The organism is Rhodococcus opacus (assembly GCF_012396235.1).
In the GTDB taxonomy this organism is placed as follows: Bacteria; Actinomycetota; Actinomycetes; order Mycobacteriales; family Mycobacteriaceae; genus Rhodococcus_F; species Rhodococcus_F opacus.
On record NZ_JAAXPA010000011.1, the window covers coordinates 177,722 to 204,428 of the forward strand.

At 67.7% G+C, this 26,707-nt stretch carries 29 protein-coding genes; 19 read left to right on the forward strand and 10 right to left on the reverse strand.

Features of this window, described 5'->3' with window-relative positions; genetic code table 11:
- Positions 1-47: 47 nt before the first annotated feature.
- Complete coding sequence (locus HGB39_RS17295) at positions 48-590, reverse strand: flavodoxin domain-containing protein (protein WP_005563455.1); 543 nt, start codon at positions 588-590, stop codon at positions 48-50.
- Complete coding sequence (locus HGB39_RS17300) at positions 587-2,083, reverse strand: DUF4389 domain-containing protein (protein ID WP_064080116.1); 1,497 nt, start codon at positions 2,081-2,083, stop codon at positions 587-589. Before HGB39_RS17300 ends, HGB39_RS17295 begins: the two co-directional genes overlap by 4 nt.
- A gap of 188 nt (positions 2,084-2,271) precedes the next feature.
- Between HGB39_RS17300 and HGB39_RS17305 the strand changes: the two genes are divergently transcribed.
- Together HGB39_RS17305 and HGB39_RS17310 are read left to right on the forward strand one after the other, a co-directional pair.
- Positions 2,272-3,201, forward strand: a complete 930-nt coding sequence (locus tag HGB39_RS17305; RefSeq protein ID WP_005563458.1) for an ABC transporter ATP-binding protein — start codon at positions 2,272-2,274, stop codon at positions 3,199-3,201.
- Positions 3,198-4,841, forward strand: a complete 1,644-nt coding sequence (locus tag HGB39_RS17310) for an ABC transporter permease (RefSeq protein WP_064080117.1) — start codon at positions 3,198-3,200, stop codon at positions 4,839-4,841. Before HGB39_RS17305 ends, HGB39_RS17310 begins: the two co-directional genes overlap by 4 nt.
- A 39-nt stretch (positions 4,842-4,880) precedes the next feature.
- Here HGB39_RS17310 and HGB39_RS17315 read toward each other — a convergent pair whose 3' ends face one another.
- On the reverse strand, positions 4,881-5,420 hold the full coding sequence (locus HGB39_RS17315; protein ID WP_005572908.1) for a TetR/AcrR family transcriptional regulator: 540 nt from the start codon (positions 5,418-5,420) through the stop codon (positions 4,881-4,883).
- Between the two features lie 53 nt (positions 5,421-5,473).
- Here HGB39_RS17315 and HGB39_RS17320 point away from each other — a divergent pair, with 53 nt between their 5' ends.
- Entirely contained in the window at positions 5,474-6,439 is a 966-nt protein-coding gene (locus tag HGB39_RS17320; RefSeq protein WP_005572907.1) for an alpha/beta fold hydrolase, read from the forward strand.
- Here the strand turns inward: HGB39_RS17320 and HGB39_RS17325 are convergent.
- Positions 6,415-7,161: a response regulator transcription factor gene (locus HGB39_RS17325; RefSeq protein WP_005257175.1), complete on the reverse strand. Its 747-nt coding sequence runs from the start codon at positions 7,159-7,161 to the stop codon at positions 6,415-6,417. The genes HGB39_RS17320 and HGB39_RS17325 overlap by 25 nt on opposite strands.
- A gap of 159 nt (positions 7,162-7,320) precedes the next feature.
- Between HGB39_RS17325 and HGB39_RS17330 the strand changes: the two genes are divergently transcribed.
- On the forward strand, positions 7,321-8,169 hold the full coding sequence (locus HGB39_RS17330; protein ID WP_005572905.1) for an alpha/beta fold hydrolase: 849 nt from the start codon (positions 7,321-7,323) through the stop codon (positions 8,167-8,169).
- Here HGB39_RS17330 and HGB39_RS17335 read toward each other — a convergent pair.
- Complete coding sequence (locus tag HGB39_RS17335) at positions 8,129-8,836, reverse strand: hypothetical protein (RefSeq protein ID WP_005572903.1); 708 nt, start codon at positions 8,834-8,836, stop codon at positions 8,129-8,131. The two genes, HGB39_RS17330 and HGB39_RS17335, sit on opposite strands and share 41 nt — an antisense overlap.
- 249 nt (positions 8,837-9,085) lie before the next feature.
- On the opposite strand from HGB39_RS17335, the gene HGB39_RS17340 reads away from it, so the two are divergent.
- Entirely contained in the window at positions 9,086-10,567 is a 1,482-nt protein-coding gene (locus HGB39_RS17340; protein ID WP_005572902.1) for an MFS transporter, read from the forward strand.
- 159 nt (positions 10,568-10,726) lie between these two features.
- The gene (locus tag HGB39_RS17345) at positions 10,727-11,152 is read left to right on the forward strand and encodes a hypothetical protein (protein WP_005561462.1); all 426 of its coding nucleotides are present in this window, start codon (positions 10,727-10,729) and stop codon (positions 11,150-11,152) included.
- Between the two features lie 41 nt (positions 11,153-11,193).
- Here the strand turns inward: HGB39_RS17345 and HGB39_RS17350 are convergent, their stop codons facing one another.
- Positions 11,194-11,730: a carboxymuconolactone decarboxylase family protein gene (locus HGB39_RS17350; protein ID WP_005561461.1), complete on the reverse strand. Its 537-nt coding sequence runs from the start codon at positions 11,728-11,730 to the stop codon at positions 11,194-11,196.
- Positions 11,731-11,861: 131 nt separating this feature from the next.
- Between HGB39_RS17350 and HGB39_RS17355 the strand changes: the two genes are divergently transcribed.
- Together HGB39_RS17355 and HGB39_RS17360 are read left to right on the forward strand one after the other, a co-directional pair.
- Positions 11,862-13,022: a zinc-binding dehydrogenase gene (locus HGB39_RS17355; protein ID WP_005561459.1), complete on the forward strand. Its 1,161-nt coding sequence runs from the start codon at positions 11,862-11,864 to the stop codon at positions 13,020-13,022.
- Between the two features lie 13 nt (positions 13,023-13,035).
- Positions 13,036-13,917 (forward strand): DUF8686 domain-containing protein, encoded by an 882-nt coding sequence (locus HGB39_RS17360; protein ID WP_005561457.1) that lies wholly within the window; start codon positions 13,036-13,038, stop codon positions 13,915-13,917.
- On the opposite strand, the gene HGB39_RS17365 is transcribed toward HGB39_RS17360, so the two are convergent.
- Positions 13,914-14,474 carry a CGNR zinc finger domain-containing protein gene (locus HGB39_RS17365; protein WP_005561455.1) on the reverse strand — a complete coding sequence of 187 codons (561 nt, stop codon included), beginning with the start codon at positions 14,472-14,474 and terminating at the stop codon, positions 13,914-13,916. The two genes, HGB39_RS17360 and HGB39_RS17365, sit on opposite strands and share 4 nt — an antisense overlap.
- A gap of 152 nt (positions 14,475-14,626) precedes the next feature.
- Here HGB39_RS17365 and HGB39_RS17370 point away from each other — a divergent pair, with 152 nt between their 5' ends.
- From HGB39_RS17370 to HGB39_RS17390, 5 genes are read left to right on the forward strand one after another with little or no spacing between them, the layout of a single operon-like run.
- Entirely contained in the window at positions 14,627-16,024 is a 1,398-nt protein-coding gene (locus tag HGB39_RS17370) for an MFS transporter (protein ID WP_005561453.1), read from the forward strand.
- A gap of 37 nt (positions 16,025-16,061) precedes the next feature.
- Complete coding sequence (locus tag HGB39_RS17375) at positions 16,062-16,535, forward strand: DinB family protein (RefSeq protein WP_005561451.1); 474 nt, start codon at positions 16,062-16,064, stop codon at positions 16,533-16,535.
- Positions 16,532-17,776 carry a MalY/PatB family protein gene (locus HGB39_RS17380; protein ID WP_005561449.1) on the forward strand — a complete coding sequence of 415 codons (1,245 nt, stop codon included), beginning with the start codon at positions 16,532-16,534 and terminating at the stop codon, positions 17,774-17,776. The genes HGB39_RS17375 and HGB39_RS17380 overlap by 4 nt, the downstream gene beginning before the upstream one ends.
- Positions 17,777-17,782: 6 nt before the next feature.
- Positions 17,783-18,187 carry a Rid family detoxifying hydrolase gene (locus HGB39_RS17385; RefSeq protein ID WP_005561448.1) on the forward strand — a complete coding sequence of 135 codons (405 nt, stop codon included), beginning with the start codon at positions 17,783-17,785 and terminating at the stop codon, positions 18,185-18,187.
- A gap of 8 nt (positions 18,188-18,195) precedes the next feature.
- Positions 18,196-18,648 carry a nitroreductase/quinone reductase family protein gene (locus HGB39_RS17390; RefSeq protein WP_005561445.1) on the forward strand — a complete coding sequence of 151 codons (453 nt, stop codon included), beginning with the start codon at positions 18,196-18,198 and terminating at the stop codon, positions 18,646-18,648.
- Between the two features lie 5 nt (positions 18,649-18,653).
- Here HGB39_RS17390 and HGB39_RS17395 read toward each other — a convergent pair whose 3' ends face one another.
- Both HGB39_RS17395 and HGB39_RS17400 read right to left on the reverse strand, forming a co-directional pair.
- Positions 18,654-19,079, reverse strand: a complete 426-nt coding sequence (locus HGB39_RS17395) for a cupredoxin domain-containing protein (RefSeq protein WP_005561443.1) — start codon at positions 19,077-19,079, stop codon at positions 18,654-18,656.
- A gap of 106 nt (positions 19,080-19,185) precedes the next feature.
- On the reverse strand, positions 19,186-19,896 hold the full coding sequence (locus HGB39_RS17400; RefSeq protein ID WP_043787270.1) for an enoyl-CoA hydratase/isomerase family protein: 711 nt from the start codon (positions 19,894-19,896) through the stop codon (positions 19,186-19,188).
- A gap of 121 nt (positions 19,897-20,017) precedes the next feature.
- On the opposite strand from HGB39_RS17400, the gene HGB39_RS39875 reads away from it, so the two are divergent.
- The 3 genes from HGB39_RS39875 to HGB39_RS17415 all read left to right on the forward strand — a co-directional run bounded on the left by HGB39_RS39875 (position 20,018) and on the right by HGB39_RS17415 (position 23,136).
- Positions 20,018-20,467 (forward strand): DUF6292 family protein, encoded by a 450-nt coding sequence (locus HGB39_RS39875; RefSeq protein ID WP_043787268.1) that lies wholly within the window; start codon positions 20,018-20,020, stop codon positions 20,465-20,467.
- Positions 20,464-21,630, forward strand: coding sequence for an AI-2E family transporter (locus HGB39_RS17410; protein ID WP_064080118.1), 1,167 nt, complete (start codon positions 20,464-20,466; stop codon positions 21,628-21,630). Before HGB39_RS39875 ends, HGB39_RS17410 begins: the two co-directional genes overlap by 4 nt.
- Positions 21,631-21,750: 120 nt before the next feature.
- Entirely contained in the window at positions 21,751-23,136 is a 1,386-nt protein-coding gene (locus HGB39_RS17415) for a WS/DGAT/MGAT family O-acyltransferase (RefSeq protein ID WP_005257202.1), read from the forward strand.
- 2 nt (positions 23,137-23,138) lie between these two features.
- Here the strand turns inward: HGB39_RS17415 and HGB39_RS17420 are convergent, their stop codons facing one another.
- On the reverse strand, positions 23,139-24,209 hold the full coding sequence (locus tag HGB39_RS17420; RefSeq protein ID WP_064080119.1) for an iron-containing redox enzyme family protein: 1,071 nt from the start codon (positions 24,207-24,209) through the stop codon (positions 23,139-23,141).
- On the opposite strand from HGB39_RS17420, the gene HGB39_RS17425 reads away from it, so the two are divergent.
- The 3 genes from HGB39_RS17425 to HGB39_RS17435 all read left to right on the forward strand — a co-directional run bounded on the left by HGB39_RS17425 (position 24,210) and on the right by HGB39_RS17435 (position 26,706).
- On the forward strand, positions 24,210-24,443 hold the full coding sequence (locus HGB39_RS17425; RefSeq protein ID WP_005570767.1) for a CDGSH iron-sulfur domain-containing protein: 234 nt from the start codon (positions 24,210-24,212) through the stop codon (positions 24,441-24,443).
- 368 nt (positions 24,444-24,811) lie between these two features.
- On the forward strand, positions 24,812-25,267 hold the full coding sequence (locus HGB39_RS17430; protein ID WP_005257205.1) for an STAS domain-containing protein: 456 nt from the start codon (positions 24,812-24,814) through the stop codon (positions 25,265-25,267).
- Positions 25,264-26,706: an alpha,alpha-trehalose-phosphate synthase (UDP-forming) gene (locus HGB39_RS17435; RefSeq protein WP_005570765.1), complete on the forward strand. Its 1,443-nt coding sequence runs from the start codon at positions 25,264-25,266 to the stop codon at positions 26,704-26,706. The genes HGB39_RS17430 and HGB39_RS17435 overlap by 4 nt, the downstream gene beginning before the upstream one ends.
- The last annotated feature ends 1 nt before the right edge of the window (position 26,707 follow it).

Below are 26,707 nucleotides of genomic sequence, written 5' to 3' on the forward strand. Positions count from 1 at the left end.
GGCCCGGCACCGCGAGAGCAATGCCTCCGCGGCGCCGACCACTGGATCTAGGTCCGTCTTTCCGTGTCCCGGGTCGATTCGGCGGCGATGGTGCCTGCCCACGCGCACACGTCCGACCAGTCCCGGGCGTCGCCGTAGTGCCCACCCATGAGCCTGAAGACGACTCGCCCGAATCCTGGCCAATCACCCGGGGCGATCGCCCCGGCGAAGAATCGGTGGTCGCGCACGTCGGCCGCATCCCGCAGCAACTGCACCGCTCGAGGCTCCGGTGTCATGCGACGAAGAAGACGCGCCAGCCGCTTGGACAGGGTCGTGCTGGTGACGCCCACCGACGACACCGAGAACGCCCATACTCGCTTCCCCTCGAATTGCGACCGCAGGCGCTCGACCGCGTCGGAGGCGTCGGCGAGCCACTGCCCGTCATGGATCGCGCTTCCGAGAACGATCACGTCGTAGGAGTGCACGTGTGACACGTCCGCGGCCACCCGCACATCGACTTCCTGCCCGAAACCTTCGATACACGACCCGAGTCTCTCGGCTATCCCGCGGGTCGAGCCCTTCGCTGTCGCGTACGCCACCAGTACTTTCATGGGCGCGGCCTTTCCGGAGAGGTGTCGGCACCGGAATCGTCTCCGCCCGAGTGAGGCCTGGGCTCATCCGGCTCGAACGGTCCCTGATCGAGGCGGAACGGTGGGTACTCGTCCCGCATCAGGGTCGCGTAGGCCGCGACGCGAAACGCCCAGCGGTTGATGCCCATCACGAAGTCGAAAAGACCGTGTGGGTACCGTCCGGTGAAGAGAAGCGCAATTGCCGAGAAGGTCACCACGAGACCGAGCAGAGAACCGAAGAGCCACGTCTGCCCGTAGTGCGCACCGTCGGCGGCGAACGCTCCGGCACGCCAGCTCCCGAACCACCCTCCCGCGAGTAGCGACAGGATCAGGTAGTGCGGGATCGCCAACAGCCACCACTTCACGAGCACCAGTCCGCGGGACAGCCGCACGGGATAATCGACGTCGAAGTCCGCCGGATAGTCGGTACGTTTCAGGGTGAAGGGTGGGTAGCGGTCCGTCGCCAGGGCCGAGTAGGTATAGAACTGCACGCGCCACCACCACCGGAGAACGCCGACGCCGAAGTCGAAGAGGGCCCGCGGATACCGCGCCGTGAACAGGATCACGAATCCGGACACCAGGGTGGTGACGACGAACGCGACCCCGAGGAAGAAGAGCACGAAGTAGTGCGGGATCGCCAGTAACCACTTCACCAGCCACAGCCATCGCGACAGTGGCTCGTCGAGTTCACCCACGAGACGAGTGGGATAGACGGTCCATGGAACCTGGGGGTGGGTGACGTCGCCGGCGAACGTGTCGCCGGCTGCGTCCCGTCCGACGGGATGCGGTTGCGGCGGACCGTGCCGACCCAGACCGATCGCTCCTGCCACGATCAACGGGATTCCGATGATCAGAAAGACGACTGCACCGATCAGGACACTCAGAGCGAGCGGTCCGAGGAAGGCGAGGCGTGCCCCGGCCTGAATGTCGGCGGACACCCCGGGGGCGGCGTCGGCATTCATCACGACAGCCGTCCAGGCACCCTGCTGCAGCTCCCAGCGCACTTCTTGTGTGCCGGGACCCGCTGAAGAGGTCGACCAGAACGACTGCGCCCCTGGTGCTTCCGCGGGCCGGGTTCCAGGAATCTGCCGATAGGTCGGTCGGAACGGATCGAAGTGCACGTCTGTCACCTCGGTGCGAGCAACGTCGGTGAAGTACTTGTCGACCTCGTCACGAGGGCCGATCCCGATGAAGATCTCCTGGCTGGGATCGGTGGCGGTGGCTCGCAGCAGTACCCGGCCGAGGTCCTCGGTGCTGAACCCTTCCGGCAAGTCGGCGCCCTCGAAGAGATCGACCTTCTCCGATACCAGGGCACTTTCACTCGTCTCGAAGTGCTCACGCGGCGAGGTGAAGTGCCCCCCGTCGCGTTGCATGAAGTAGGCCCACCCCAGAAACACCGCGGCAGTGAGCAGCGCGAACCCGGTCAGGGCGCTCAGACAGCCCAAGACGAGAACAGCCACTCTGCCGGTTCGCACAGGAAATTCCTCCCGGTCCGTGTCCCCGAAGTCTCAGTGTGGGTCCTGGCTCCATCGGCGCGTCAGGGTCATTGGTCACCACCTCGCCCGACCGGTCGCGCGTGGTTGCGGCAACGAAAGAACGCGGACGAAAGGCCCTAGTACACCGGCCGGTGGATCAGCGACAGTTGAGCAGGACAGGAGCCGACATGCACCACGTCATAGAAGTGCACAGTCTTCACAAATACTTCGGTCACGTTCACGCACTGGACGGGTTGGATCTCACAGTCGACACCGGCGAGATCCACGGCTTCCTCGGGCCGAACGGTTCCGGAAAATCCACCACCATCCGTGTACTGCTCGGGATCCTGCGTGCCACGTCGGGTCAGGCCCGGATGCTCGGTCGCGATCCGTGGTCCGATGCAGTCGCGCTGCACCGTGAAGTGGCCTACGTGCCCGGCGACGTCACACTGTGGCCGTCCTTGTCCGGTGGCGAAACGATCGACCTGCTGGCACGATTGCGCGGCGGACTCGACGAACAACGCCGCGGAGAACTCATCGATCGGTTCGATCTGGATCCGCGCAAGAAGGCGCGGAGCTACTCCAAAGGTAACCGGCAGAAGGTAGCCCTGGTGTCGGCCCTCTCGTCGCACGCCAGGGTTCTGCTCCTCGACGAACCCACCTCCGGTCTGGACCCATTGATGGAGCAAGTCTTCCGCGAGTGCGCCCGCGAAGCGGTCGACCGCGGCGCCACCATCCTGTTGTCGAGCCACATCCTCTCCGAGGTCGAGGCGCTCTGCCATCGGGTGACGATCATCCGTGAAGGCAAGACAGTCGACAGCGGCGCCGTCGACTCGATGCGTCACCTCAGCCGCACTTCGATCACCGCCGAACTGCTCGGCGACCCGGGCGACCTGCACCACATCCCCGGCGTCGCGGATATCGTGATCAACGGCAGCACGCTGCATTGTCAGGTCGACAGCGGAGGTCTCGGCCAGCTGATCCGGGTGCTCGGGGACACGGGCGTCCGAAGCCTGGTCAGCACGCCGCCCACGTTGGAGGAGTTGTTCCTGCGGCACTATCGGGTGGGTGGCGCCCCGGACGAGCCGACAGCCGGCAGGGTGAAGGAGCGGACATGACCACCGCGTCCGTGACCGGCCCCCGCGACGCTGCCGGGGTGCGCGCGGGTCTCACTGCGGACTTCGCCGGCACACTGCACCTTCTTCGACTCTGCCTGCGCCGCGACAGGGTCGTGCTTCCGTTGTGGACCGTGATCATCGGCGTACTGATGCCGATCACCTATGCCGGCAGCATCAAATCGGTCTACCCGACGCCTACCGATCTGGCGAAGTTTGCGGCGGCGACCGCCGCCAGTCCCGCCCAGATCGCCATGTACGGACCCATATTCAACCCCAGTCCCGGGGCGGTGGCGATCTGGAAAGCCGGGGCGCTGTACACCGTGATCGCCGTCGCGGTGATCCTGACCGTGATCCGGCACACCCGGGCCGAGGAGGAATCCGGTCGCGCCGAGCTGATCGATTCGACCGCGGTCGGCCGATACTCCGGACTGACCGCCGCGATCGTCGTTGCCGCGGGTGCGTCGATCGTGACGGGAACCGCATTCGCCGTCGTGTTGAGCATGTTCGACCTGCCGCCGGCCGGCTCGATCGGCTACGGAGCCGCCCTGGCCGCAAGCGGTCTCGTGTTCACCGGCGTAGCCGCCGTCGCCGCGCAGTTGACCACCTCCGCCCGCACGGCGCGCGGCGTCGCGCTGGGCGCACTCGGAGTGTTCTTTGCGCTCCGCGCCGTCGGTGATGCCGGTTCCGGGGCATTGTCGTGGTGGTCGCCGCAGGGCTGGTCGTTGCAGCTGCGCCCGTTCGCCGAGGAGCGGTGGTGGGTTCTCCTGCTGCATGTGGCAGCGACCGCGGCGTCGACCGCCGGCGCCTACGTGCTGCTTCGCCGCCGCGACGTCGGTGGCGGACTCATCGCGGAACGCCCCGGCGGCGAGACCGCCGGGCCGGCTCTCGCGGGGCCCATCGGTCTGGCGTGGCGGATGCACCGCGGGACACTGCTCGCGTGGACCGTCGCCCTGCTCCTGTACGGACTGTTGTTCGGCAGTGCCGCCCACGGACTCGGCAACCAACTCGGCGACAGCCGGACGATCAACGACTTCCTTGCCCGCCTCGGCGGAAACGCAACCGTGGAGGACGTCTTCGTCGCCTTCGCGCTCACCATGCTGGGCATCGCCGCGTCGGCATACGCGATTTCCGCCGCCCTCCGGCTCCATTACGAGGAAACCGCGCAACGCGGCGAGCCGGTGATCGCGGGCGCGGTCGGCCGCGTTCGGTGGGCACTGAGCCACCTGCTGTTCGCGGTGCTCGGCCCAGCCGTCGCCATCGTCGTCGCCGGGGTCGCCGTCGGAGTGACGTACGGCGCGTCCGTCGGGGACATCTCGGACAAGCTCCCCGCGACGGTCGCCGGCGCACTGGTTCAACTTCCCGCGATCTGGATAGCGGCCGGAGTAGCCGTGGCACTGTTCGGACTGCTGCCCCGCCTCGCGCCCGCCGCATGGGCCGTCTATGTAGCGTTCATCCTGATCTTCACGGTCGGCTCCCTCGCCGGCCTCCCGGCCTGGGTCCTCGACCTGGAACCATTCGGTCACCTTCCGAAACTTCCTGGTGGGGCGTTCGACCCGGCACCGATCGTGTGGGAATCGGTCATCGCGGCCGCACTCGTCACAGTCGGATTGATCGGCTTCCGCCGACGCGACCTGAGGTGACCGATCTCGGTAGCGACTCTCGGCGGCGAACGCGGGACGTCAGTTCAGCGCAGCCCGCACCACCAGTGTGAACGTCGGCCGCGGATCCGTGGTGTCCCATCGGGCGATGCGATGCAGAATCATCCCCTCTGCGCAGGCCATGACCGCGGTGGCGGCGGTCTGCGGATCCCGTGCTCCCAGCCGGTGGAATGCCGAGACGGCCGACGCCTCCATGGCTGTGCGTCCGCGCGCCAGCGCTTCCCGGAGAGCGGGGTCGTGGCTGGCCTCCAGGAACAGGACCAGCCGGGCGGCGGTGACGGTTCGGTTGGTGACGGTCGTGTAGTCGATCAGACGGCAGAGCGCGTCGACGAGGTCGTCTGCGGATGTCGGTGCCAGCACGCCGACTTCGGACATCTCGCGTTCCACGATCGCGTCGACGGTGCCGGTGAGCAGCGCCGCCCGGGTACGGAAGTAGTTGGAGGTGGTTCCCTTCGGGAGGTCGGCGCGTTCGTCGACCCGGGCGTGGGTGAGCGATCGCAGACCCTCGGTTCCGACCAGGTCGATCGCTGCGTCGAGCGCTCTCGTTCTCGTTGGCGTCACACCGCTACTATAAACATAGTGACTTGGCACTATGATCGTAGTAACGTGAGGTCATGAGACACGCGGCCCGCGAAAACGACAGACTTTCCGGCCCGAACGGCGAGCCGGACAACACCTTTCCTGCATTGGACGGTGTCCGGCACCGCTACCTCCGACTCCCCGGCCTGCGCATGCACGTGGCCGAGGCCGGTCACGGCGAACCGGTGGTGCTGCTCCACGGCTTCCCCCAGCACTGGTGGGAGTGGCGCGGGATACTCCCGGGGCTGGCCGCGCACTACCGGGTGATCTGCCCGGATCTTCGCGGCGCCGGCTGGACCGACGCCCCGCCCACCGGATACGACCGCGAGCAGTTGCTCGCCGACGTCATGGCGCTCCTGGACGCGCTCGAACTCGACCGGGTCTGCCTGATCGCGCACGACTGGGGCGCACTGCTCGGATACGAGCTGTGCCTGAGCGCGCCCCACCGTGTCCGGAAGTACGTGAGCCTCGGTGTCCCTCACCCGTTCGTGCGGTTCGACCCACGGCTGCTGCTGACGATCGCCCGGCACGGCTGGTTCCAACCCGTGATCGCCGCACCGTTCTTCGGTCCACGCCTGCTCGGCCGGGGACATCAACGGCTGACCTACCACCTGCTGCGGGGTTTCACCACGAACCCGAACGCCTGGTCGGAGCGGGACATCGAACTGTTCGCCGAACGGCTGCGCGAACCGGCCCGCGCCGACGCGGCGTCCGCTCTCTACCGCTGCTTCATCATGCGCGAGGCCGCGCGGATCATGACCGGCACGTACAGGCACTGCCGGCTCAGCACCCCCACCCGGGCGCTCATCGGCGCCGAAGACCCCATCGTGCGCCCGGAGTTCCTCGGCGGATTCGAGGAGCACACCGCCGACTTCGGTGTCGAGTTCGTCGACGGCGCCTCACACTTCCTCGTCGACGAGACGCCGGATGTCGTGCTCGAACGGGCGCTCGAATTCTTCGCGCAGCCGGGTCCGTGTCACGAGGCGGCGACAGGCACCTGACGGACGGAGTCGATGCTCCCCGGACGTTCGACCTCGCCGAGCGCGAATCCCACGCCGCGCACGGTGTGGACGACGTACGGCGATCCGACGGCCACCAGCTTCCGCCGCAGCGAGCAGACATAGGCATTGAGGACGTTCGTCTTCGATTCGACCGTCACACCCCACACCATGAGCATGAGGTCGCGGCGGGTGACGACTCGGCCGACATTCTGCGCGAGCACGGTGAAGAGGACGAATTCCGTCCTGGTCAGGGTGGTGCGCAGCCCGTCGTGGTCGGGTTCGTGAGGCTCCTCGCACAGGCAGACGTCCTGCGCGCCGGCAGGTGCCTGTGCGGACACGTCGGGCTTCACCCGGCGGAGGATCGCGCGGAGCCGTGCGACGAGTTCGTCCGCCCCGACCGGCATCTCCATCACGTCGTCGGCGCCGGCCTCGAGGAGGTCACTGCGGCGGTTGCCGGAACGGAAGGTGCCGATCACCACGATGGCGAGCGCGAATCGCATCGCTTTCAACGCCCGCACCGTTGTGTCGGCGTCGAGGTGCGGCGATCGCGCGTCGACGATGACCACGTCGGGAGGTTCGATCCGCGATCGCACCGGTTCCGCGTACGTCCTCGTGACGAAGAATCCCCCATCCCGGAGGCGGTCGACGAGAGATGTCTCGACGTCGGCGTCGATCAGCAGAACACGCGGACGAGCGATGGCCGGGCTCGACACAGAGTTCATGCGGGTTCCTCCTGTTTTTCGAGCCTTGCGTTGGGGTGCCAGCTAGATCAACCGGGGGCTGAGATCAAGTTCCCACGCCGCAGTTGATGACGATATCGAGCGAAACTCCCCTATCGTTACCGAAGAGGCCGCAGCATCACCCGATCGGGAGGTCGTTGTATGTCCCAACTCCAGCACCTCGCACTGCACGGGGACGCAGTTGCATACCGGATGGGCGGTGAGGGCGAGGCACTGCTGCTCGTCCACGGGATGGCGGGAAGTTCTGCGACGTGGCGTGCGATTCTTCCGCAGTTGGCGCAGCGGTACCGGGTCCTGGCGCCGGACCTGCCCGGCCACGGTGATTCCGCGAAGCCTCGCGGCGACTACTCGCTGGGCGCGTTCGCCGCCTGGCTGCGCGACCTCCTGCACGAATTGGACATCGAACGCGTGACCGTGATCGGTCAATCCCTCGGCGGCGGGGTGGCGATGCAGTTCAGCTACCAGCATCCCGAGCTGTGTGACCGACTGGTCCTCATCGGCAGCGGCGGACTGGGACCGGACGTGAACTGGACCCTGCGGTTGCTGGCGGCGCCGGGGTCCGAGTTTCTCCTGCCGTTGGTGGCGCCCCCGGTGGTTCGTGACGCCGGCAACAAGGTCCGTGGCTGGCTTTCGGCGGTCGGGATCCACTCGGTACGCGGCGACGAGATGTGGAACGCCTACTCGTCACTGTCCGATTCGGCCACCCGGCAGGCGTTTCTGCGGACGCTCCGCGCAGTCGTCGACCATCGGGGGCAGGCGGTGAGCGCGCTGAGCCGCCTGTACCTGAACGAGGGTCTCCCGACGCAACTGATCTGGGGCGATTCGGACGGCATCATCCCGGTCGCGCACGGATATGCGGCGCACGAGGCGATTCCCGGGAGCCGGCTCGCCGTCCTCGACGGGGTCGGGCACTATCCCCACCTCGAGGATCCCGCCGCGGTGGTCGAGATCATCGACGACTTCGTCTCCACGACGCCGGCGCGGACCTGAGCGATCGGTCGGCGACCGCGCTCGCGCGGCGTCCGGTGACCAGAATGTAGACGCTGACCAGCAGCACCCACGCAGGGAATGCCAATGTCGTCCACAGGCTGAAGTCGACGATCACCAGCAGAGCCAGAGCCAGCAAATACGTGGTCACGACGAGCCATCGCGGCACCAGGCCGGTCCGCAGCCAGATCGTCCCCAGCGAGATCATGAACACCGCGGCCATACGCAGCGCGTAGACGTGGTTGATCTGCAGCATGATCTCGCGGCCGAAGTAGACGATCTCGTTCGCGGAGCTGCCCGAGTGGCGGGCAATGGCGAGTACGCCGCCCGCCACCCCCATCGAGACGAAACCCATCGCGAGAAACAGCAATCCGCTGCCGAGGAACACCGTCGCGAAGAATCGGTCCTCGAGGTCACCGAGCCGGTCGCGGATGACGCCGATGAACCAGAGGAACGCGATCCCCGCGAACGGAACAAGCAGCAGGGCCGCCTTGATCCGCGTCTCGCCGCTCCCCACCCAGGGGGTTTCGTCGAACGGGTCCGCCGGCAGCGCGGTCCGCAGCAGAACGAGGCTGGTTGCGAACAGCACGGCGAAGACGATCCCCGCGACGGCCGCCGAGCGTGGCGTTCTCAGCCGGTGGAACTCCTTCTCGCGCTGTGTTTCGGCCATGAGTCGATCCTCGCTCGAGTGGGGACCGGGAATCACCGATTCGCGTCAACCGGCGAACACGCACTCCGGTCGGTTTCCCGCTGGGCGGAACGCCGCATGGCGTGCCGCATCCCCGAGAACTGTGATGTCAATTACACATTCACGAGACTTCGACCACCGAATGTGACCACCCACCCCTACCGCCCGGCTCGGGCCGCCGCTGTGCCGCAGCACCGCCCCGAGTCCCGGGCAGGTATTCGAAAGGACCCGATGATGGTCACCCATGCGACCACCGAGCGATGGACGCCCCGCCTGATCTTCTCGCTCGCCTCGATCGTGTTGCTTCTGGAGATGCTCGCGGTCAGCTACATGATGATCTCGATCGCATTGCCGCAGATCGTCACCCACTACGGGACGACCCAGGGCGCGTGGTTGCTCACGTCGTTCCTGCTGGTGGGAGCGATCACCTGCCCGCTGATCGGCAAGCTCGCCGACACGCACGGCAAGCGCAAGCTCCTGCTGACGGCCGTGGGCCTGTCGGCGCTCGGGTCGCTGATCTCGGCGATAGCACCGACGTACGCAGTGCTGATCGCCGGCCGCGCACTCACCGGTCTGCTCGTGCCCTGCCTGTTCCTGAGCTACTCGCTCATCCGTGACGTCTTCCCCGCCCGGACGGTGGCGTTGGCGGTCAGCATCGCCACGAGCGGCATGGGACTCATCGCAATCCCCGCGCCGTTCTTCACCGGCTGGTTGATCGACAATTTCGGCTTCCGGAGCATCTTCTGGTTCTTCGTGGCCGGCCTGGTGATCCTCAGCGTCCTGATCCGGGCGACGACCGGGGAGTCGCCCGTGCGCCTTCGCTCCCGCATCGACCTGATCGGTGCGGCGCTCCTCGGCGCCGGACTCGCCGGCATCCTCGTCGGGGTGAGCTTCGGGCCCTCGTGGGGCTGGACGTCGGGGTCGACGATCGGATTCATCGCCGGCGGTGTGGCCCTGCTGGTGGCGTGGATCGTGTCCGCACGCCTGCTCGCGGACCCGCTGATCGACATCCGGTTCTTCGGTAAGCGGCCGGTGTTCCTGACGGCGCTCGGCGCGGGCTTCTGCTACGGCACGTCCTCGGTGTTCACGATCATGCTCCCGATGATGTGCATGACCCCGGCGATCCTGGGTCTCGGTTACGGATTCGGCATCAGCGCAGAGGGATTCGCGATCTTCCAGGCACCGTTGGGTGGCGCCGTGGTAATCGGCGGACTCATCGTCGGAACCCTGGTTCCCCGGAACGTCCGCCCCCGGGTCCTGATGGTCGTGGGAATGCTCGTGATGGCCGCCGCCTGCCTGCTCACGGCGATGATCCACGACGACAAGGCACTCCTGATCGGATTCGCCGCACTCCTCGGCGTGGGAATGGGCATGGGGTACGCCTCCATCCCGAACCTGCTCATCGCCGTGGTGCCGCCGCAATTGCAGGCGACGACGGCGAGCATGGTGGCGGTGTTCCAGAGCATCCTGCCCGCCATCCTTCCGGTGATCGCCTTCTCGGTGTTGAACTCGCACATCGCGACCGTCATGCAGGGGGCGGTCTTCTACACGGACACCGGCATCACGATCGCGTTCGTGATCGGCGCGATCTCCGCACTACTGGGCGCGATCGTGGCCTTCGCGTTGCCCCGCCGGATTTCGCAGCTGAGCGCACCCGGTTCGGGGTCAGCGGCCGCCGCCGACACGGACGGGGCCGTCGTCCTCGCCCACTGAGCCGCCGGTCACGCACCGTCGTCGCCGCGGCTCCGCGAGGGGCGCGGCGACGATCAGCAGGCGCCCCTGCTTCGTCGAAACCGCTCCCGGCCGTCGATCGAGTGGGAGGCTGAGGAGGGGAACAGTTCTCTGGTTCGACCCGGACGACAGGAGACCACCATGCGAGTGAACACACTCGGCGACCTTCCCGCGCGCATCGCGACGGGGGGTTTCATCCTCCATACGGGGATCCAGAAATGGTCGGCGGACGAGCAGACCGCCCAGGGGATTCACGGTATGGCGGCGGGAGCGTTCCCGTTCCTGAACGCGATTCCGCCGGAACGATTCATCAAGTTGCTCTCGGTCGCCGAGATCGGCACGGGCGCAGCACTACTCGCACCGTTTGTGCCCTCCGCTGTGGCCGGGGCGGCGCTCACCGGGTTCTCCGGGGGCCTCGTGGCCATGTACGCGAGGACGCCCGCGCTGCGTAACCCCGGCAGCATCTGGCCGAACGAGAACGGCATCGCCGTCGCGAAGGACGTGTGGATGCTCGGCATCGGGTTGGGTTTCGTGCTCGGCGGGTTGTCCCGTTCCCGCTGCCGCTGACTATCTGGCGTCGATCGGACCGAGTTCGGAGACTCCGTCGGCTACCGCTCGGGCACGACGCAGAAGTCGCTGTCGGAGAACCCCGAGGGCCGGACACCGAGCGCCTGATTGAGACGTCCGCGGTGGTTCTCCCAGGCGATGGCCGCGGCGAGTTCGGTCAGTTGCGCCTCGGAGAACTCGGCGAGCAGTGAGCGTCGCAGGTCCTCGCCGATGTGGGCGGGTGTGCGGGTGATGGCCTCGGCGAACTCCAGCACCAGCTTCTCGGTGTCGTCGAATTCGCTGCTCTCACGAAATGTCGGGAGGGCGCGCAACTGGGCGTCACTCACTCCGAGAGCGCGGCTGAATGCCGATCCGATGTCGAGGCAGTACTCGCAGTTGGTCAGCGCGGCCGCTTTGATCTCGCCGAGCGCCTTGAGGCGGGGGTCGACCCTGGCGCTGGTCGCGAGCGCGAACTCGTGGAACCCGACGGCGGCGAGTAGCTGCGGACGGCGCCGCAACCAGCGCAACAGGTCTGCGCGGTTGCGGCGGGCGGTGGGAAAGACACGGCGAAACGAGTCCATCTGACCGAGGACGCTCATGCTGTCGGTCTACACCCATCGCCGGGACGGGACAACCCTGCGGCGGCCATTCGGCAATCGTGGTGTCTCGGCGCCGGGAGTGTTCTACGTTCGGAGCGGAGGCCCACCGCGCCGCACCCGAGGAGCCCAGCATGAAGGCTGTCATCTGCACCGAGACTCGCCTGGAGGTGGGTGACATCCCGGCTCCGATCCCGGCCCGGGGTCAGGTGCTGATCGACGTGTCCCGGTGCGGGATCTGCGGCTCGGACCTGCACGCCCGCGTACACGCCGACGAGATGGCGGAACTGGCGGCCGAGACCGGCTACCGCGACTTCATGCGTTCCCACCAGCGAGTCGTGCTCGGGCACGAGTTCAGCGGCACCGTCGCCGACTACGGTCCCGGTTGCCGAAAGCGGTGGCCGGTGGGTACCGCGGTGGTTGCGTTGCCCATCGTCCGCACCGGGTCGGACATCCACCTGACCGGGCTGTCGGCCTCGGCGCCGGGCGGCTATGCGGAACAGGTGGTGGTGCAGGAGTCGATGACCCTGCCTGTGCCGAACGGGCTGTCGGCGGAGAAGGCCGCACTGACCGAGCCGATGGCGGTGGCGTGGCACGCGGTGCGGAAGGGTGACGTCGGCAAGGGCCGCACCGCGATCGTCATCGGATGTGGCCCGATCGGTCTCGCCGTGATCAGCATGCTGAAGGCGTCCGGTGTCCGCACCGTGGTCGCCGCCGACTTCTCCACCCGTCGGCGGGAACTCGCCCGGCATTGCGGGGGCGACGTCGTGGTCGACCCTGCCGCGGCGTCGCCCTGGACGTCCTATCCGCGGCGCAGGGAGACGACCTCCATCACGGAGGTGCTCGCCCTCGGACTGGACACCATGGAGAAGCTGCGCCGCATCCCGAAGCTGCCGTGGTGGCACGCCTTCGCCCTCGCCGACGCGGTGGGCGCGACACCGTCCGGGCCGGTCGTCTTCGAGTGTGTCGGCATGCCCGGAGTCATCGACGGCATCCTGGCCGGGGCGCCGCTGCGGTCACGTGTCGTCGTGGTCGGGGTCTGCATGGAGACCGACACCTTCCGGCCCGCACTGGCGGTCAACAAGGAGATCGACCTGCGCTTCGCCATCGCCTACGACCCCCGCGAATTCCGCGACACCCTCCACATGCTCGCCGACGGAAAGATCGATCCGGCGCCGCTGATCACCGGTACGGTCGGGTTGTCCGGTGTCCAATCCGCGTTCACCGCGCTCGGCAGCCCCGAGATGCACGCGAAGATCCTGATCGACCCCGAGAACGTCTCCGCCACGCTGTGATTCGCCGACGTCCATGAACTCGAAACATCACCGCCTTCAGTGGGCCGTCCCGGCGCTTCTCCTCGCGCTGATCTACGCCGCGTCGCTCACCGTGTACGGGTTGAGCAGCCGCACCGGCGACGAGGACGGACCGTTCGAGATCGGTAGCGACGAGGTCGTGGTCCTCGTGACGGCGAAGTCGCTGCAGCCGACGACCGACCGGGTGCAGGCCGAGGTGACGATCACCGTCGGTGAGGATTTCCTCCACGCCAACGGCGACACACTGAACCGGGACATCACGCTGCTGCTCATCCCGAGCACCAGCCACGAGGAGATCGTCTTCCGGGCGGGCGCCTCGGCCACGACCTTCGACACCGAGTTCATCGCCACCGGCAACGCGGCCTACTGGCCGTTCGACCGGTTCGAGGTGAATCCGATGGTGGTGGAGGCGTATCAGGGGCTCGGCGCCGACCGTGAACTGGTGCCCACGGCCCTGCTGCTGGACGGCCGGGTCGACGGGTGGAAGGCGCGCGCCGAGGCGGTGGCGGTCGACACGGACCTCTCCCGGAACGGCACCGGTGCCGCGCTGATGTTCGCGCGCACGGGCGGGAACCTGATCTACGCCGGAATCCTGCTGCTGATGATGACGATCCTGGCGGGCCTCGCCGCCTTCGTCGCGCTGCAGACGTTCCGCCGCAAGCGCGCCGTCAACACGGACATGCTGGGCTGGATGGCCGCGATGCTGTTCGCCGTCGTGCCACTGCGCGGAATCCTGCCGGGAAGCCCGCCGATCGGGTCGTGGGTCGACATCGCCCTCACGGTGTGGGTGGTCTCCACACTCGTCGCGTCGCTGGCGCTGTTCGTGTTCTGCTGGTGGCGAGACAGCGAAGCACCCGCCAGCCCTGATCGCCGCTAGTCGATGCTCTGCAATTTCTTGCGGCGGCGGTAGTCTGCGGCCTTGATCCGGTTGCCGCACTCCGCCATTCCGCACCAGCGGCGCGAGAAGCCGCGGGAGAGATCGACGAACAGCCGGGTGCAGTCCGGGTTCGAGCACTCCTTCACCTTCGCCATCGCCGGGGAGCCGATCAGATCGATGGCATCCCGGGCGAGGAGGCTCAATGCGTTGCCTGGTGTGCCGGTGCTGGTCGTATCGCCCTCGCGGGTGAGGGTGAGGGTGGGCAACGGACCCGCGGCGGCGGTGTTGAGGAGGCCGACCTCGGCTTCCGTCGCTCGGTGGGTGCTGCCGGTCAGCGCCGCACCGACGGCGCTGTAGATCGCCTCCCGGAGGTGCCGTGCGTCGCGGACGCTGTCGGCGGACGGCGGTTCCATCTCGTCGCACAGGTTCGCCCCGGCCACCCACCGGCGCAGATCGTCCGGATTCTCGAGCAGCTCAGTGCGCAGGGTCCGGCGCCACAGGATGGTGCCGGCGAAATCCAGGCAATGCCGTCCACTCACATACACGAACTCGTTCACGTCACCATCTTGACAGGTGACGCGAACGAGTTCAAACTTCTTCCATGATCCCCGTCACCCCCTAGGGTGGTGACGCTACCGAGGGTGATTCGTCTCGGCGCCAGCGACGGGACTCATTCACACAGCGTTCTCACCAAAGGAGCCCGGATTCCATGTACGACGATGCGCGCGTCCCAGCACCGACACGAGGGCCCACCGCGCCTCCCCTGACCACCACCACGATCGCCGGCCGGATGGAACGACTGCCGTGGTGCCGTGTCCAGCGAAACCTCTTCCTGGTGATTGCCACCGCCTGGTTCTTCGACTCGATCGACCTGGGCGCCATGACCTTCCTGCTGTCACCGATCAGCCACCACTTCTCGCTCACCGCAGCACAGACAGGGGTACTCGGCAGCGCCAGCTTCGCCGGAATGTTCTTCGGAGCCGTCGGGGCCGGTGCCATCGCCGACCGATTCGGACGCCAGCGGGTCTTCAAGTACAGCATCATCGCCTGGGGCCTGGCGAGCATCGGACTCGCCCTGTCGTGGAACTTCGAATCCCTGCTCACCTTCCGATTCCTGCTCGGTGTCGGCATGGGAGCGGAGTTCCCGGTGGCCGCGGCAATCCTCGCCGAATTCATGCCCTCGTCGAAGCGCGGGCGCTACGCTGCCCTGCTCGAGGGTGCCTGGCCGATCGGCTTCATCACGGCCGGCGCGGTGTCCTACCTCCTGGTCGCCTCCACGTTCGGTTGGCGCGGATTCTTTCTCATGCAGGCCGCCCTGGCCGTGGTCGCGCTGATCATTCGGCGCAACCTGCCGGAGTCACCCCGGTGGCAGGTCTCCCGGGGGCACACGGCCGCAGCGGAACGCACCCTGGCCTCCATCGAAAGCGCGGTACGCGACGCGACCGGCCGGCCACTACCCGAGCCCGAACCCGTGCGCGGCGCGCACGGCGAGGACACCGGACGGGGAGGCTTCCGGGCACTCTTCCTTCCCGCACACAAAGCGCGCACCCTGACGGTATGGGCAGTGTGGTTTTGCCTGATGACCGGCTACTACGGGCTGACGACCTGGATCGGCAAGCTCCTGACCGACAACGGCCTCGACGTCGCCAAGAGCATCGGGTTCGTCCTCGTCATGGCCCTGTGGGGAATCCCCGGGTTCCTGTCGGCCGCGTACCTGATCGAGCGGCTCGGACGGCGTTACTGCCTGGCCGGGTACACCATCGGATCCGGCATCGCCGCCTTCTTCTACGGCCAGAGTTCGGGCACGTTCGAGCTGATCCTCGCCGGATCGTTCCTGCAGTTCTTCTTCTTCGGCATGTTCTCCTCGATCTTCGCCTACACCCCGGAACTGTTCCCCACCCGCAGTCGCGGGGCGGGAGTCGGCTCCGCCACCGCCCTGGGCCGGCTGGGTTCGGTCTTCGGCCCCATCGCGGTCCCCTTCCTGCTCGGCTTCGGCGGCACCGGACTGGTCTTCTCCACGAGCGCGGTCCTGTTCGCGATCGGCGCGCTGATCGTGCTCACCCGCCTGCCCGAGACGAAAGACGCTGTCCTCGAACAGATCCACTGACTTTCCGCACACTCCCACCACGACGAAAGCGAATCCCGTGAACACCGACGAATACCTGTACTTCCTCGACCGCGCGTTCGACGGCATGCTCGCCGTCCTCGGCGAACTCGGCGACGAGCGCGCCAATCAGGCACCACCCTTCGACGGCGCGAACTCCCCCTGGGCCATCACCTACCACTGCACCCAGGTGGCCGACTACTGGATCGGGCACCTGATCGGCGGCCGCGAGAGCAACCGTGACCGAGAGGCCGAGTTCACCGCCCGGGGAACCATCGCCGACCTCACCCGCACGATCGCCGCCCTGCGGGCGAACCTGCAGAAGGACCTCGACGGCTTCGACCCCGCTGCGCCGCTGACGAATACCCCACCCGCCGACTACGAGGGGCCGAGCCGCCAACTGACCCCGAACGGGGTCCTCCTCCACGTGCTCGAGGAACTCTCCCAACATCACGGACAGGTCGAGGTTTCCCGCGACGCCCTGTCGACCGTCCCAGTGGAAGCAGCGTTGTGACCACCTCGACGACACCCCACCCCCTGTTCCCGGGATTCGACGACCTCGACCTCGGTGCGCTGTCCCGGCGCACCGGGGTGAAATGGGCGCGCGCGGTCGAAGCCGGGGCACTCCCGTCGTGGGTCGCCGACATGGACTTTCCTGTTGCCCCGGAGATCCGCGACGCGCTAAAGGACGTCATCGACCGCGGCGACCTCGGGTACCCGAACTGGTTGGGCGGCACTCCCTTGCGTGCCGAGTTCGCCCGGCGGATGTCCGACCGCTACGGCTGGCAGGTCGACCCCGCCGACGTGCGGGAGCAGACCGATCTGATCCAGGCGCTGCAGCTGATCCTGCATCTCGGCACCCGCCCCGGGGATGCGGTGGTCATTCAGACCCCGAACTACCCGCCGTTCCTGGCGACGATCGAAACGATGGGGCGGCGCACCGTCGAATTCCCCTTCGTCGACACCGAGAACGGGTGGGCGCTCGACTTCGACGAATTCGAGCGCACCCTGGCACGGAATCGTCCCAAGGTGCTCGTCCTCGTCAATCCGCACAATCCGACGGGTCGAGTGCACACGCGCGGCGAACTCGAACGCATCGCCGAACTCGCTGAACGGTACGGCCTGCTCGTGATCAGCGACGAGATCCACGCCGAACTGATCTACCAACCGCACCGGCACATCCCGTTCGCGTCCATCAGCGAGGACGCCTCATCGCGGACCGTGACGGTCACGTCGGCCGGGAAGACCTTCAACCTCGCCGGTCTGCGCTGCGCGGTGCTGCATTACGGTCCCACGGACCTGCTGGCGGTCCGGGACAACGAACCCCCCGACCTCTACGGCGCGGTCTCGGTTCTCGGGGTCGTCGGATCCCTCGCCGCATGGCAGCACGGGCAGGCGTGGCAGGACACCCTCATCCGCGTCCTCGACCGCAATCGCGCACGGGTCTACGACGTCCTGACCCGGGCGCTGCCCGAGGCCCGGCACCACCTGCCCGAGGCCACGTATCTGAGCTGGGTGAACGTCTCGGCCCTGCCGGTGGACGATCCGATCGACCGCATCCGCCGCGCCGGGCACGTGCTCGTCGACGGCGGTGCGCCCTTCGGGAAGGCCGGTGACCGGTTCATCCGGATCAACTTCGCCACCTCGGAGGCCCTGCTCGACCGGGTCCTGTCCGGCATCACCGTCGCGCTCACCGGCGAGCACCCGGACCCCGCAGCGCCGTCCACCGAACTCGACCCCTGCACCCTGACGTAAGGACCGATGCACGTGACCACCGCCATTGCCACCACCCACGCGCCGTCCGCGGCGCATCTCTACAACCAGGGAATCCAGGTCGGCGACCTGGTGTTCTGCAGTGGGCAGCTGCCCCTGACCGCCGAATCGGGCGTGCTCGTCGGAAAGGACGATCCCCGGGCCCAGACGCGTCAGGTCTTCGCCAATGTGGCCGCGGTGCTCGCGGCGGCAGGCAGCTCCCTCGAGCACGTCGTCAAAGCGACGATCTTCCTCACGTCGATGGAGGATGTCGCCGCCGTCAATGCCGTCTACGCCGAAACCTTCGCCGGCATCAAACCCGCCCGATCCTGCATAGCCGTGCGCGCACTCCCGCATCGGGATGCGCTCGTGGAGATCGAGGTGGTTGCCACGAGAGCGCCGGGTTCGGAATAGTCGAGGACATGGTGCGCCGGACCGGAAGAGTGCTGCCGCCCTGGTATCTCGCCCACGTCAACAGGGTGATCGTGGGTCTGCATCGCTTGGGCGTTCCGATGCCGATGCCCGCGCTCACCGTCCCCGGCCGGAAGACGGGCGTGCTGCGGTCGACGCCCGTCTCACCGTACGAGGTGGACGGCCGGCGCTACGTCGTCGCGGGATACGCCGAATCGGACTGGGCGAAGAACGCCCGGGCCGCCGGGCGTGGTGAGCTGACCCGGGGGCGGCGACGCGAGCGTGTCCGACTGGTCGCGCTGCCGGTGCCGGAGCGGGGCCGGATTCTCCGCGAGTTCCCGACCCGGGTGCCGCATGGGGTCACCATGTTTCTCAAGGCCGGGACGGTCGCGAACTCCTCCCCGGAGGCGTTCGCGGCCGCCGCGGACCGGTGCGAGGTCTTCCGCATCGAGCCGCTCGACTGACGCGGTCACCGAACCTCGAGCGTGCCCACCATGTTCGGATGATAGGTGCAGTGGAACGCGAACGTGCCCGGCTGACCGGGGACGGTGAACGTCGCGGTCGCACCCGGTTCAACCTCCACGTCGAACAGGTCGCCGGTGTCCGCCGTCACGGTGTGTTCGGCGGTGTCGTCGTTGCGGACGGTGACCTCTTCTCCCGGCGCGAACGTGCCGGGCAGGGTGTACGTGAAATCGGAGATCACGATCTCCCGCTGAGCCCCCGCAGGCATCGACATCGGCATCGACATGGACATCGACGGCATGCCGGACATGGGATGGTCCCCGCCGTACGCCGTTTCCGCCGAACCGGACGAGTCGTCACCGTCGCTTCCGCACGCGGCCAGCGCGAAGACGGCCAGCAGGATCGGCAGGACAAGTGTCAGAACGCGTTTCATGGTGTCGCCTCCGGATGACGGTGAGAACGGATGCCCGACGCCCCGCTCCTCGCGGGAGTAGTACCCGTTTTCACGGCCTGCACCCCTCGGTGTGCCCCGTGACTCGTCAGCCGCCGTTCAGCGCCTCCTGCGTCTCGAGGTTCGCCACCGGGGTGCGGAGCGAGGCGACGGCGTCCGCGTAGAGCGAGGACTTGATCTCACCCAGTGTGCGTCCTCGGGTCGCGACGAGGCCCTGCGCATGTTCGACCGCCCTGGTGAGCACGTGCTGCTCGGGGGCGACCTCGTCGACGAACCCGAGTTCTCTCGCCGCGACGCCACCGTACCGACGGCCGGTCACCAGGGCGGTGTGCACGGCCCGCGCGGGCAGGCGGGCCGCGAGCAGCGCAATGCTGCCCGGCGCGTAACTCGCCCCGATGGTGATGCCCGGCAGGCAGAAGTAGCCGCGGTCCTCACGCATCACCCGGTGATCGTGGGCCGCCGCGAGGATTGCGCCGCCGCCGAAGGTGTGCCCGGTCAGCGCGGCCACGGTCGGCAGGGGGAAGGTGAGGATCCGCGCGAACAGGGCCTGCACACGGTCGATGTAGGAGTTCAGCTTGTCGGTGTTGGCGACGACCCAGGCGGTGTCGAGACCGGTGGAGTAGAACTTTCCGAGCCCTGTCGTCACCAGTGCGGCGGGACCGTCGTGTTGCTCGACCTGATCGAGGAGGCCCTCGACTTTGTCGATCCAATCCGGGTGGAAGGCGTTCTCGCTGTCCGGTTCCCCCTCCTCACCGAAGTACAGGACGAACACATCTCCCGAGCGCTCCACGTAAGGCATGCGGCGAGGCTACCCGGAGGCGGGCGCGTCGCGCCCCTCGAGCACGCACACCTCGGTGGGTGAAGTTTCAACTGTCGCGGGGCCGGGTATGTCGATCGTCAAACAGCTGAGGCGGTGGACGATGAAGAGCGGAACAGGCATTGCCGACACCCGCACCGTTCGGGACTACATCCACACGGTTGCCAGGAGCGTTCACGCCGACTCCATCGACTGGTGGGACAGCGACGGCATCGAAGTCGTCCTCGTTCTGCCGCTCCGGTTGCATTATCTGCCGGGACGCAACGCGGTGCTGGCGTGGAACCGGACCTTCGGCTGGTCGCTCGGCGTCGAAGGATTGGGCCGCCGCAGCGTCATCGTGATCGCCGGCCTCGGTATCGGGCGGATGCCGTCACCCGCCGTGTGCGCGGAACGCGCGGTGGAGTTGATCGACGACTACTGCCGCTCGACACCCGCATCACCGGTTGCGCCGACAACCGGTCCCGGCACATCGATCGCCGCGGATCGGTGTCCTCGCATCGGGCGGGACGCTACCGGCAGCGGACGGCGGGACAGAGTCGTCCGCCGGCCGTGACCACGGCCGCCGGGGGCCACGACGACAGCGTGGCCCAACCGCATTCCCCCGCGCAGGAGCAGCCGATCATCGCCGCGGAGGAGGGCGCGGCGCGCATCAGCACGGCGGCGCATCCGCTCGGGAAGCCCGGACCGCGGTTCGATCGCCGGTCCCCGTTCTTCATCGGGGTGGCCGGAGCCGCCGGTGTCGCCGTCACGTACGCCCTGATCGAGGTCGTTCTCGCGGCCCGCGGGGTGCTGGTCCTGATCGCCGTCGCCGCATTCCTCGCGATCGGCCTCGAACCCGCCGTGTCCTGGTTGGTGCGGCACGGATTTCCCCGATGGGCGGCGGTCGCAACGGTTTTCGTCCTCTCTTTCGCCGTGCTGGCCGGGTTCCTGGCCGCGGCGATCCCGCCGATGGTGACGCAGGGCGGCGCCCTCGTGCACAACGCCCCGGACTACCTGGGGCACCTCGAGCAGAACTACCCGGTGCTGGGGGAACTCAGCACCCGCTTCCATCTGCAGGACGAACTGCGCCGGGCACTCGATGCGGGCAACGTACCGATCGTCGTCGGCGGGATCGTGGGTGCGGGCAAGTTCGTGTTCAGCGCCATCAGCGGCACCGTGATCGTGGTCGTGCTCACCGCCTATTTCCTGGCCGACTTCGCGCACATCCGGTCGTCGATCTACCGCCTGGCCCCGAACTCGCGGCGTCCACGCACGATTCTGATCGGCGACGAAATCTTCGCGAAGGTCGGCGGATACGTGCTCGGGAACCTCCTGATCTCGTTGATCACCGCCGTCCTCACGTTCGTGTGGCTGGTCGCCTTCGACGTCCCCTACCCGTTGCTGCTGGCCGTCCTGGTCGCCGTGCTGGATCTGATTCCGGTGGTCGGATCCACCCTCGCCGGTGTCGTGGTGGCGCTGGTCGCCCTCACCGTGTCCCTGCCGGTGTCACTGGCCACCATCGTCTACTTCATCGCCCTCCGCCTGTTCGAGGACTACCTTCTCGTTCCCCGCATCATCGGCCGAACCGTCAAGGTGCCCCCGATGGTCACCGTCGTCGCCGTCCTCATCGGCGGCGCACTGCTGGGGATCGTCGGGGCGCTGCTCGCGATACCCGTCGCCGCCGCCGTTCTGCTTCTCGCCCGCGAGACGGTGTTTCCGCAGCTCGACCGCGGCTGAGCAGGCGGGGCACGAAAACGGCCGTGCGGAAGAAGTTTCCATGTTCTGCTTACCCTGGAGACGTGGGATGCGCCGGGGCATGCTCGGGCCGTGTCCCGAGCATGGAGAAAGAGGCGCTGAATGTCGGTGATGAGTCCCACCGAGGCGATGTTCGTGCTGTTCGAGACGCCGTCGCATCCCATGCACGTGGGTGCGCTCGAACTGTTCGAACCACCGCGCGAGTCGGGGCCCGATCATGCCCGGGCCATGTTCGAGGCGTTGATCTCGCACGAGGACGCGTCGGACACGTTCCGCCGGCGCGCCGTACGCCCGCTCCGGGGCGCCAGTTATCCCTGGTGGTCGTTCGACGACCGCATCGATCTCGGCTACCACGTCCGGCACACGGCGGTCCCGGGCCGGGGCCGCATGGAGGATCTGCTGTCGCTGGTGTCCCAGATGCACGGCATGCCGCTCGACCCGCAGCACCCGATGTGGGAGATGCACGTCATCGAGGGGCTCGCCGACGGACGGACGGCCGTGTTCTCGAAGATTCACCTGTCGCTGATGGACGGACCGGCCGGGCTGCGACTTCTCCATCACGCCCTGTCGACCGACCCCGACGCCCGCGACTGCCCCGCACCGTGGACGCCCGGGGTCGCCGGCACGCCGCGGCGGGAATCCGTGCTGCCGGTGGCCATGGTCCGGGCCGGCGTGCGGGCCGCCACCAGCATCGTCGGGGTGTTGCCTGCGCTCGCGAAGGTCGCGTACGACGGCGTCCGCGAGCAACATCTGACCCTCCCCCTGCAGTCACCGCCCACGATGCTCAACGTTCCGGTCGGCCGGGCCCGGAAACTGGCGGCACGGTCGTGGCCGATCCGGCGCCTGGTGTCGGTGGCCACCGCGGCCCGCACCACGATCAACGCGGTGGTGCTCGCGATGTGTTCGGGGGCGCTGCGCCAGTATCTCCTCGAGCAGTACGCGCTGCCGGACGCGCCGCTGACGGCGATGCTGCCCGTGCCCCTCGACCTCGGCGGCACGATGATCGGTCCGCGCGGCCGCGATCACGGCGTCGGCGCGATGGTCGTCGGCCTCGCCACCGACGAAGCGGATCCGGCGGCACGCCTGGCTCGCATCAGCGAATCGGTCGAGCACACCAACCGTGTGTTCGGCGCGCTGAGCCACACCCAGTTCCAGCTGATGAGCGCGCTGGCGATCAGCCCGATCCTGCTCGAGCCGGTCCGCCGGTTCGTCGACGACACTCCCCCGCCGTTCAACGTGATGATCTCGTACATGCCGGGCCCGTCGAGGCCGCGGTACTGGAACGGCGCCCGCCTCGACGCGGTCTATCCGGCGCCGACGGTCCTCGGGGGTCAGGCGCTCAGCATCACCCTCACCAGCCGGTCCGGTCAACTCGACGTCGGCGTCGTAGGCGATCGGCACGCCGTCCCCCATCTTCAGCGGATTATCACGCACCTGGAGACGTCGCTCAGCGACCTCGAGCACGCGGTCGCCGCGTCCGGCACCTGACCCTAACCGGGCGGCTGCCGCAGGGACGTGCGGTTCTCCGCCCAGCACCGGGTGACGTGATCGCCGACGAGGTCGTCGAAGGCCAGGCAGGCCGCGGCCCCCAGCAGGATGTCGTCGGCTACTGCGGGCCGGGCCGCGACCAGCCCGCCGGCGAGGTCGCGGCAGACGATCTGTTCGTGCACGGAGTCGGCCTCCACGTGCTCGTCGAAGAACAGGGTGGCCGCCTTCCCGAATCCGAGGCGGCGCAGTCCGGCGGCGTACTTCTTGCTCGGCAGTGCGGACGTGGTCTCCACCGCGCACAGGTGCCCCACCAGGGCCCCGAGACGACCGCGGTGCAGGCCGAACAGGGACAGCGCGTTGAGGGACGCCAGCGTCACGGCGGGCACCGCGTCGATGTAGTGCGCGTAGTCGCCGGACAGCCCGAGCTCGCGCATCGTGGTGGCGAACAGCGCCGAGTGCATCCTCTCGGGCCTGCCGCCGCCGTATTCGTCGGACTGCACCTCCACCAGCGCCGCTTTCGGTGCGCCCGCGAGCCGCGGAATGCCGAGCGTGTGCACGTCGGCCTCACGCAACTGGTTCAGCGAACGGTGGATCAGCAACTCCCGGAACTGGGTGAGATCCGCGTCGTGGGCCATGTGACCGGACAGCCCCGGCGCCGTGCTGGGGGCGGTCATCGCCCACAGCGCTGTCACCACGTCGTCGGCGCCGGTCGGCGCGTCGGCGACGTCACGGATCGCGGCGTCGAACGGGACCTCGAGCGCCGATCGGGCGGCGATCAGGTCGCTGTTCCACTCCCACTCGTCACCGACACCGGTGATCCCCTGCAGGTGCAGTTCGTAGAGCGCGGTCAGGCAGATCTGCGCGTCCTCGTCGACGAGGAAGGCCCGGGGACTGTCGCGCGCCGACGAGGCGAGGGAGCGTGCCGCCGCCACGAACGGTTCGGCATCGGCGCCGTCGGCGCGCAGAATGGAGAACAGGAGATCGCTGACGGGACCGCGCGGCTTCGGGAAGGGCATGGACGTTCCCGATTGCGCCACCGTGTCCGACGTCGACCGAGAGTGCAAAGTAGTCATATGAACTCCATTCCCATTCCCGGGGCCGACGAATCTGCCGTGGCCGACGAGTCCGACGTCACGATCACCGTCTGCCCTGATGGTCCACTCCTGGTGCGGGGTGCTGCGCGGATCCTCGACACCGACGGTAACCCGCTCGGCGGCGGCCGGGCCACCGTGGCGCTGTGCCGGTGTGGGCGGACGAGCATCGCTCCCTTCTGCGACAGTTCGCACAAGAAGCGGCGTCGCCCGTAGGACTGTTCCGCATCAGTTCTGCTTCCGACTCTGCGCACGGCGGCGCGCGATCACGAACGTCACGACGCCGACAAGGATCACGATGGCGATGATTTCCATCCGTACCGGTTACCCACTCCGCGGAAAAGCTACGCCGGGCTCCCGCTGTGCCGCCGGACGCGCCGTCGAGAAGTGCAGTGGGACTACCGAAAACGCGAACGGCGCGACATCGGCGGTGATGGTGGGGTGAGAAACGCGTCCCCGTAATTGACACCATGGGGTAACGTCAGAGTCCTGCACGGTTGAGCCCCCAGCCGCAATGGACGGGCACGGTTCACGCGCCTTATTTCGTGCCTGTCTCCTACGTCGCTCGATCGTGAGGAAACGACATGAAATCTGTTCTCAGTGCGCTGCCGACACGCTCCGACCCTGCCGACAATTCGACGCTGTTCAGCTGGGCCGTCGAGCCCGAGCACGGGAGGCTCTCCGTCGTCAGTGCGCCCGGTGCCGGCGGAATTCTCGTCGTCCGGATATCCGGTGACATCGACGTCACCACCCTCCACACCTTCGGGAACCACCTCGACGAGGCGATCAACGAACGACTTCCGTTCGTGCTCGACCTTACGGACGTGCAGTTCTTCTGCGCGTCTGCCCTACCGATACTCGACATCATGGCCGGTCGCGCCCGCAGGCTCGCCGTGCCGTGGGCGGTGACCGGCAACACCGCTCTTCGCAGGCCGTTGACGGCAATGCACATGGCTGCACAGATCCCCTTCGGCGCCGACCTCGAGGACGCCTTCCGGCTGGTCACCGAGGCAATTCACCAGGGTGGGCGCTCGGCGTGAAAGACACTGCTCCGTACGGCACGTCCGACTTCGTGGTGGTCGCCAACCGACTGCCCGTGGACATGGAGACACTCGACGACGGGACGACACGCTGGAAGCGGAGCCCGGGAGGCCTCGTCACAGCCCTGGAACCGATCCTTCACGACCGGGAACGCGGTTCCTGGGTGGGCTGGCCCGGTGTGCCCGACACGAAGGTCGAACCGATCGTCTCCGGCGGGATCGACCTGTACCCGGTGGAGCTGAGCTCGGCCGAGGTCTCGTTGTACTACGAAGGATTCTCGAACGCGACGCTGTGGCCGCTGTACCACGACGTGCTGGTGGCGCCGGTCTTCGACCGGGATTGGTGGCACTCGTATCTGGACGTGAATCGCCACTTCGCCGAGGAGACCGCGCGCACCGCGGCTGAGGGCGCAACCGTGTGGGTGCAGGACTACCAGCTGCAGCTGGTGCCCCGTCTGCTGCGGGAGATGCGCCCCGACCTGACCATCGGGTTCTTCCTCCACATCCCCTTCCCGCCCGTCGAACTGTTCATGCAGTTGCCGTGGCGCAAGGAGATCGTGGAGGGGCTGCTCGGCGCCGATCTCATCGGCTTCCACCTGCCCGGCGGCGCCAACAATTTCCTGTTCCTGGCGCGCAGGCTGCTGGGACTCGACACCACCACCGCAGGCGTCGGCGTGCGCAGCGCACTCGGTCGGGTGACACTCGACGACCGGGTCGTGCAGGTCGGAGCGTTCCCCATTTCCGTCGACTCGCGGCAACTGGTCGAACAGGCCACCGATCCCGCCATCGTCGAACGGGCCGCCGAGATCCGCCGCGAGCTCGGGAACCCCCGCAAGATCCTCCTCGGAGTCGACCGACTCGACTACACGAAGGGCATCGACCTGCGGCTCTCGGCGCTCGGTGAACTGCTCGACGAGGGCCGGCTCGATCCGTCCGACACCGTGATGGTGCAGCTCGCCACCCCGAGCCGTGAACGCGTCGAGCACTACATGAAGATGCGCAGTTCCATCGAGGAGCAGGTCAGCCACATCAACGGTGATCACGGTCAGATCGGCCGGCCGGTCGTGCACTACCTCTATCAGCCGGTCGATCGCAGCGAGCTGATCGCGCTGTTCCTGGCCGCCGACGTCATGCTGGTCACCCCGATGCGTGACGGGATGAACCTCGTCGCGAAGGAGTACGTCGCCTGTCGAGCGGATCTGGGTGGGGCGCTGGTGCTCAGCGAGTTCGCCGGTGCCGCCGCCGAACTCCGGGGCGCCTACCTGGTGAACCCGCACGACCTCGACGGAGTGAAGAACACGATCATGGCCGCCCTCGACCCGGACCGGGAGCAGGGACGGCGCCGCATGTCGCGGCTGCACCGCCAGGTGCTCGACCATGACGTGCACCGCTGGGCGCAGTCGTTCCTCGGCGCGCTGTCTCCGGTTGCCGGCGACTGAT

What these genes read in the sequence shown, in the direction of transcription:
- HGB39_RS17295 (WP_005563455.1), bottom strand. Translation starts at nt 590, where the DNA reads ATGAAAGTACTGGTGGCGTACGCGACAGCGAAGGGCTCGACCCGCGGG.
- HGB39_RS17305 (WP_005563458.1), top strand. Translation starts at nt 2,272, where the DNA reads ATGCACCACGTCATAGAAGTGCACAGTCTTCACAAATACTTCGGTCAC.
- HGB39_RS17310 (WP_064080117.1), top strand. Translation starts at nt 3,198, where the DNA reads ATGACCACCGCGTCCGTGACCGGCCCCCGCGACGCTGCCGGGGTGCGC.
- HGB39_RS17320 (WP_005572907.1), top strand. Translation starts at nt 5,474, where the DNA reads ATGAGACACGCGGCCCGCGAAAACGACAGACTTTCCGGCCCGAACGGC.
- HGB39_RS17325 (WP_005257175.1), bottom strand. Translation starts at nt 7,161, where the DNA reads ATGAACTCTGTGTCGAGCCCGGCCATCGCTCGTCCGCGTGTTCTGCTG.
- HGB39_RS17330 (WP_005572905.1), top strand. Translation starts at nt 7,321, where the DNA reads ATGTCCCAACTCCAGCACCTCGCACTGCACGGGGACGCAGTTGCATAC.
- HGB39_RS17335 (WP_005572903.1), bottom strand. Translation starts at nt 8,836, where the DNA reads ATGGCCGAAACACAGCGCGAGAAGGAGTTCCACCGGCTGAGAACGCCA.
- HGB39_RS17340 (WP_005572902.1), top strand. Translation starts at nt 9,086, where the DNA reads ATGATGGTCACCCATGCGACCACCGAGCGATGGACGCCCCGCCTGATC.
- HGB39_RS17345 (WP_005561462.1), top strand. Translation starts at nt 10,727, where the DNA reads ATGCGAGTGAACACACTCGGCGACCTTCCCGCGCGCATCGCGACGGGG.
- HGB39_RS17350 (WP_005561461.1), bottom strand. Translation starts at nt 11,730, where the DNA reads ATGAGCGTCCTCGGTCAGATGGACTCGTTTCGCCGTGTCTTTCCCACC.
- HGB39_RS17355 (WP_005561459.1), top strand. Translation starts at nt 11,862, where the DNA reads ATGAAGGCTGTCATCTGCACCGAGACTCGCCTGGAGGTGGGTGACATC.
- HGB39_RS17360 (WP_005561457.1), top strand. Translation starts at nt 13,036, where the DNA reads ATGAACTCGAAACATCACCGCCTTCAGTGGGCCGTCCCGGCGCTTCTC.
- HGB39_RS17370 (WP_005561453.1), top strand. Translation starts at nt 14,627, where the DNA reads ATGTACGACGATGCGCGCGTCCCAGCACCGACACGAGGGCCCACCGCG.
- HGB39_RS17385 (WP_005561448.1), top strand. Translation starts at nt 17,783, where the DNA reads ATGCACGTGACCACCGCCATTGCCACCACCCACGCGCCGTCCGCGGCG.
- HGB39_RS17390 (WP_005561445.1), top strand. Translation starts at nt 18,196, where the DNA reads ATGGTGCGCCGGACCGGAAGAGTGCTGCCGCCCTGGTATCTCGCCCAC.
- HGB39_RS17395 (WP_005561443.1), bottom strand. Translation starts at nt 19,079, where the DNA reads ATGAAACGCGTTCTGACACTTGTCCTGCCGATCCTGCTGGCCGTCTTC.
- HGB39_RS17400 (WP_043787270.1), bottom strand. Translation starts at nt 19,896, where the DNA reads ATGCCTTACGTGGAGCGCTCGGGAGATGTGTTCGTCCTGTACTTCGGT.
- HGB39_RS39875 (WP_043787268.1), top strand. Translation starts at nt 20,018, where the DNA reads ATGAAGAGCGGAACAGGCATTGCCGACACCCGCACCGTTCGGGACTAC.
- HGB39_RS17415 (WP_005257202.1), top strand. Translation starts at nt 21,751, where the DNA reads ATGTCGGTGATGAGTCCCACCGAGGCGATGTTCGTGCTGTTCGAGACG.
- HGB39_RS17420 (WP_064080119.1), bottom strand. Translation starts at nt 24,209, where the DNA reads ATGACTACTTTGCACTCTCGGTCGACGTCGGACACGGTGGCGCAATCG.
- HGB39_RS17425 (WP_005570767.1), top strand. Translation starts at nt 24,210, where the DNA reads ATGAACTCCATTCCCATTCCCGGGGCCGACGAATCTGCCGTGGCCGAC.
- HGB39_RS17430 (WP_005257205.1), top strand. Translation starts at nt 24,812, where the DNA reads ATGAAATCTGTTCTCAGTGCGCTGCCGACACGCTCCGACCCTGCCGAC.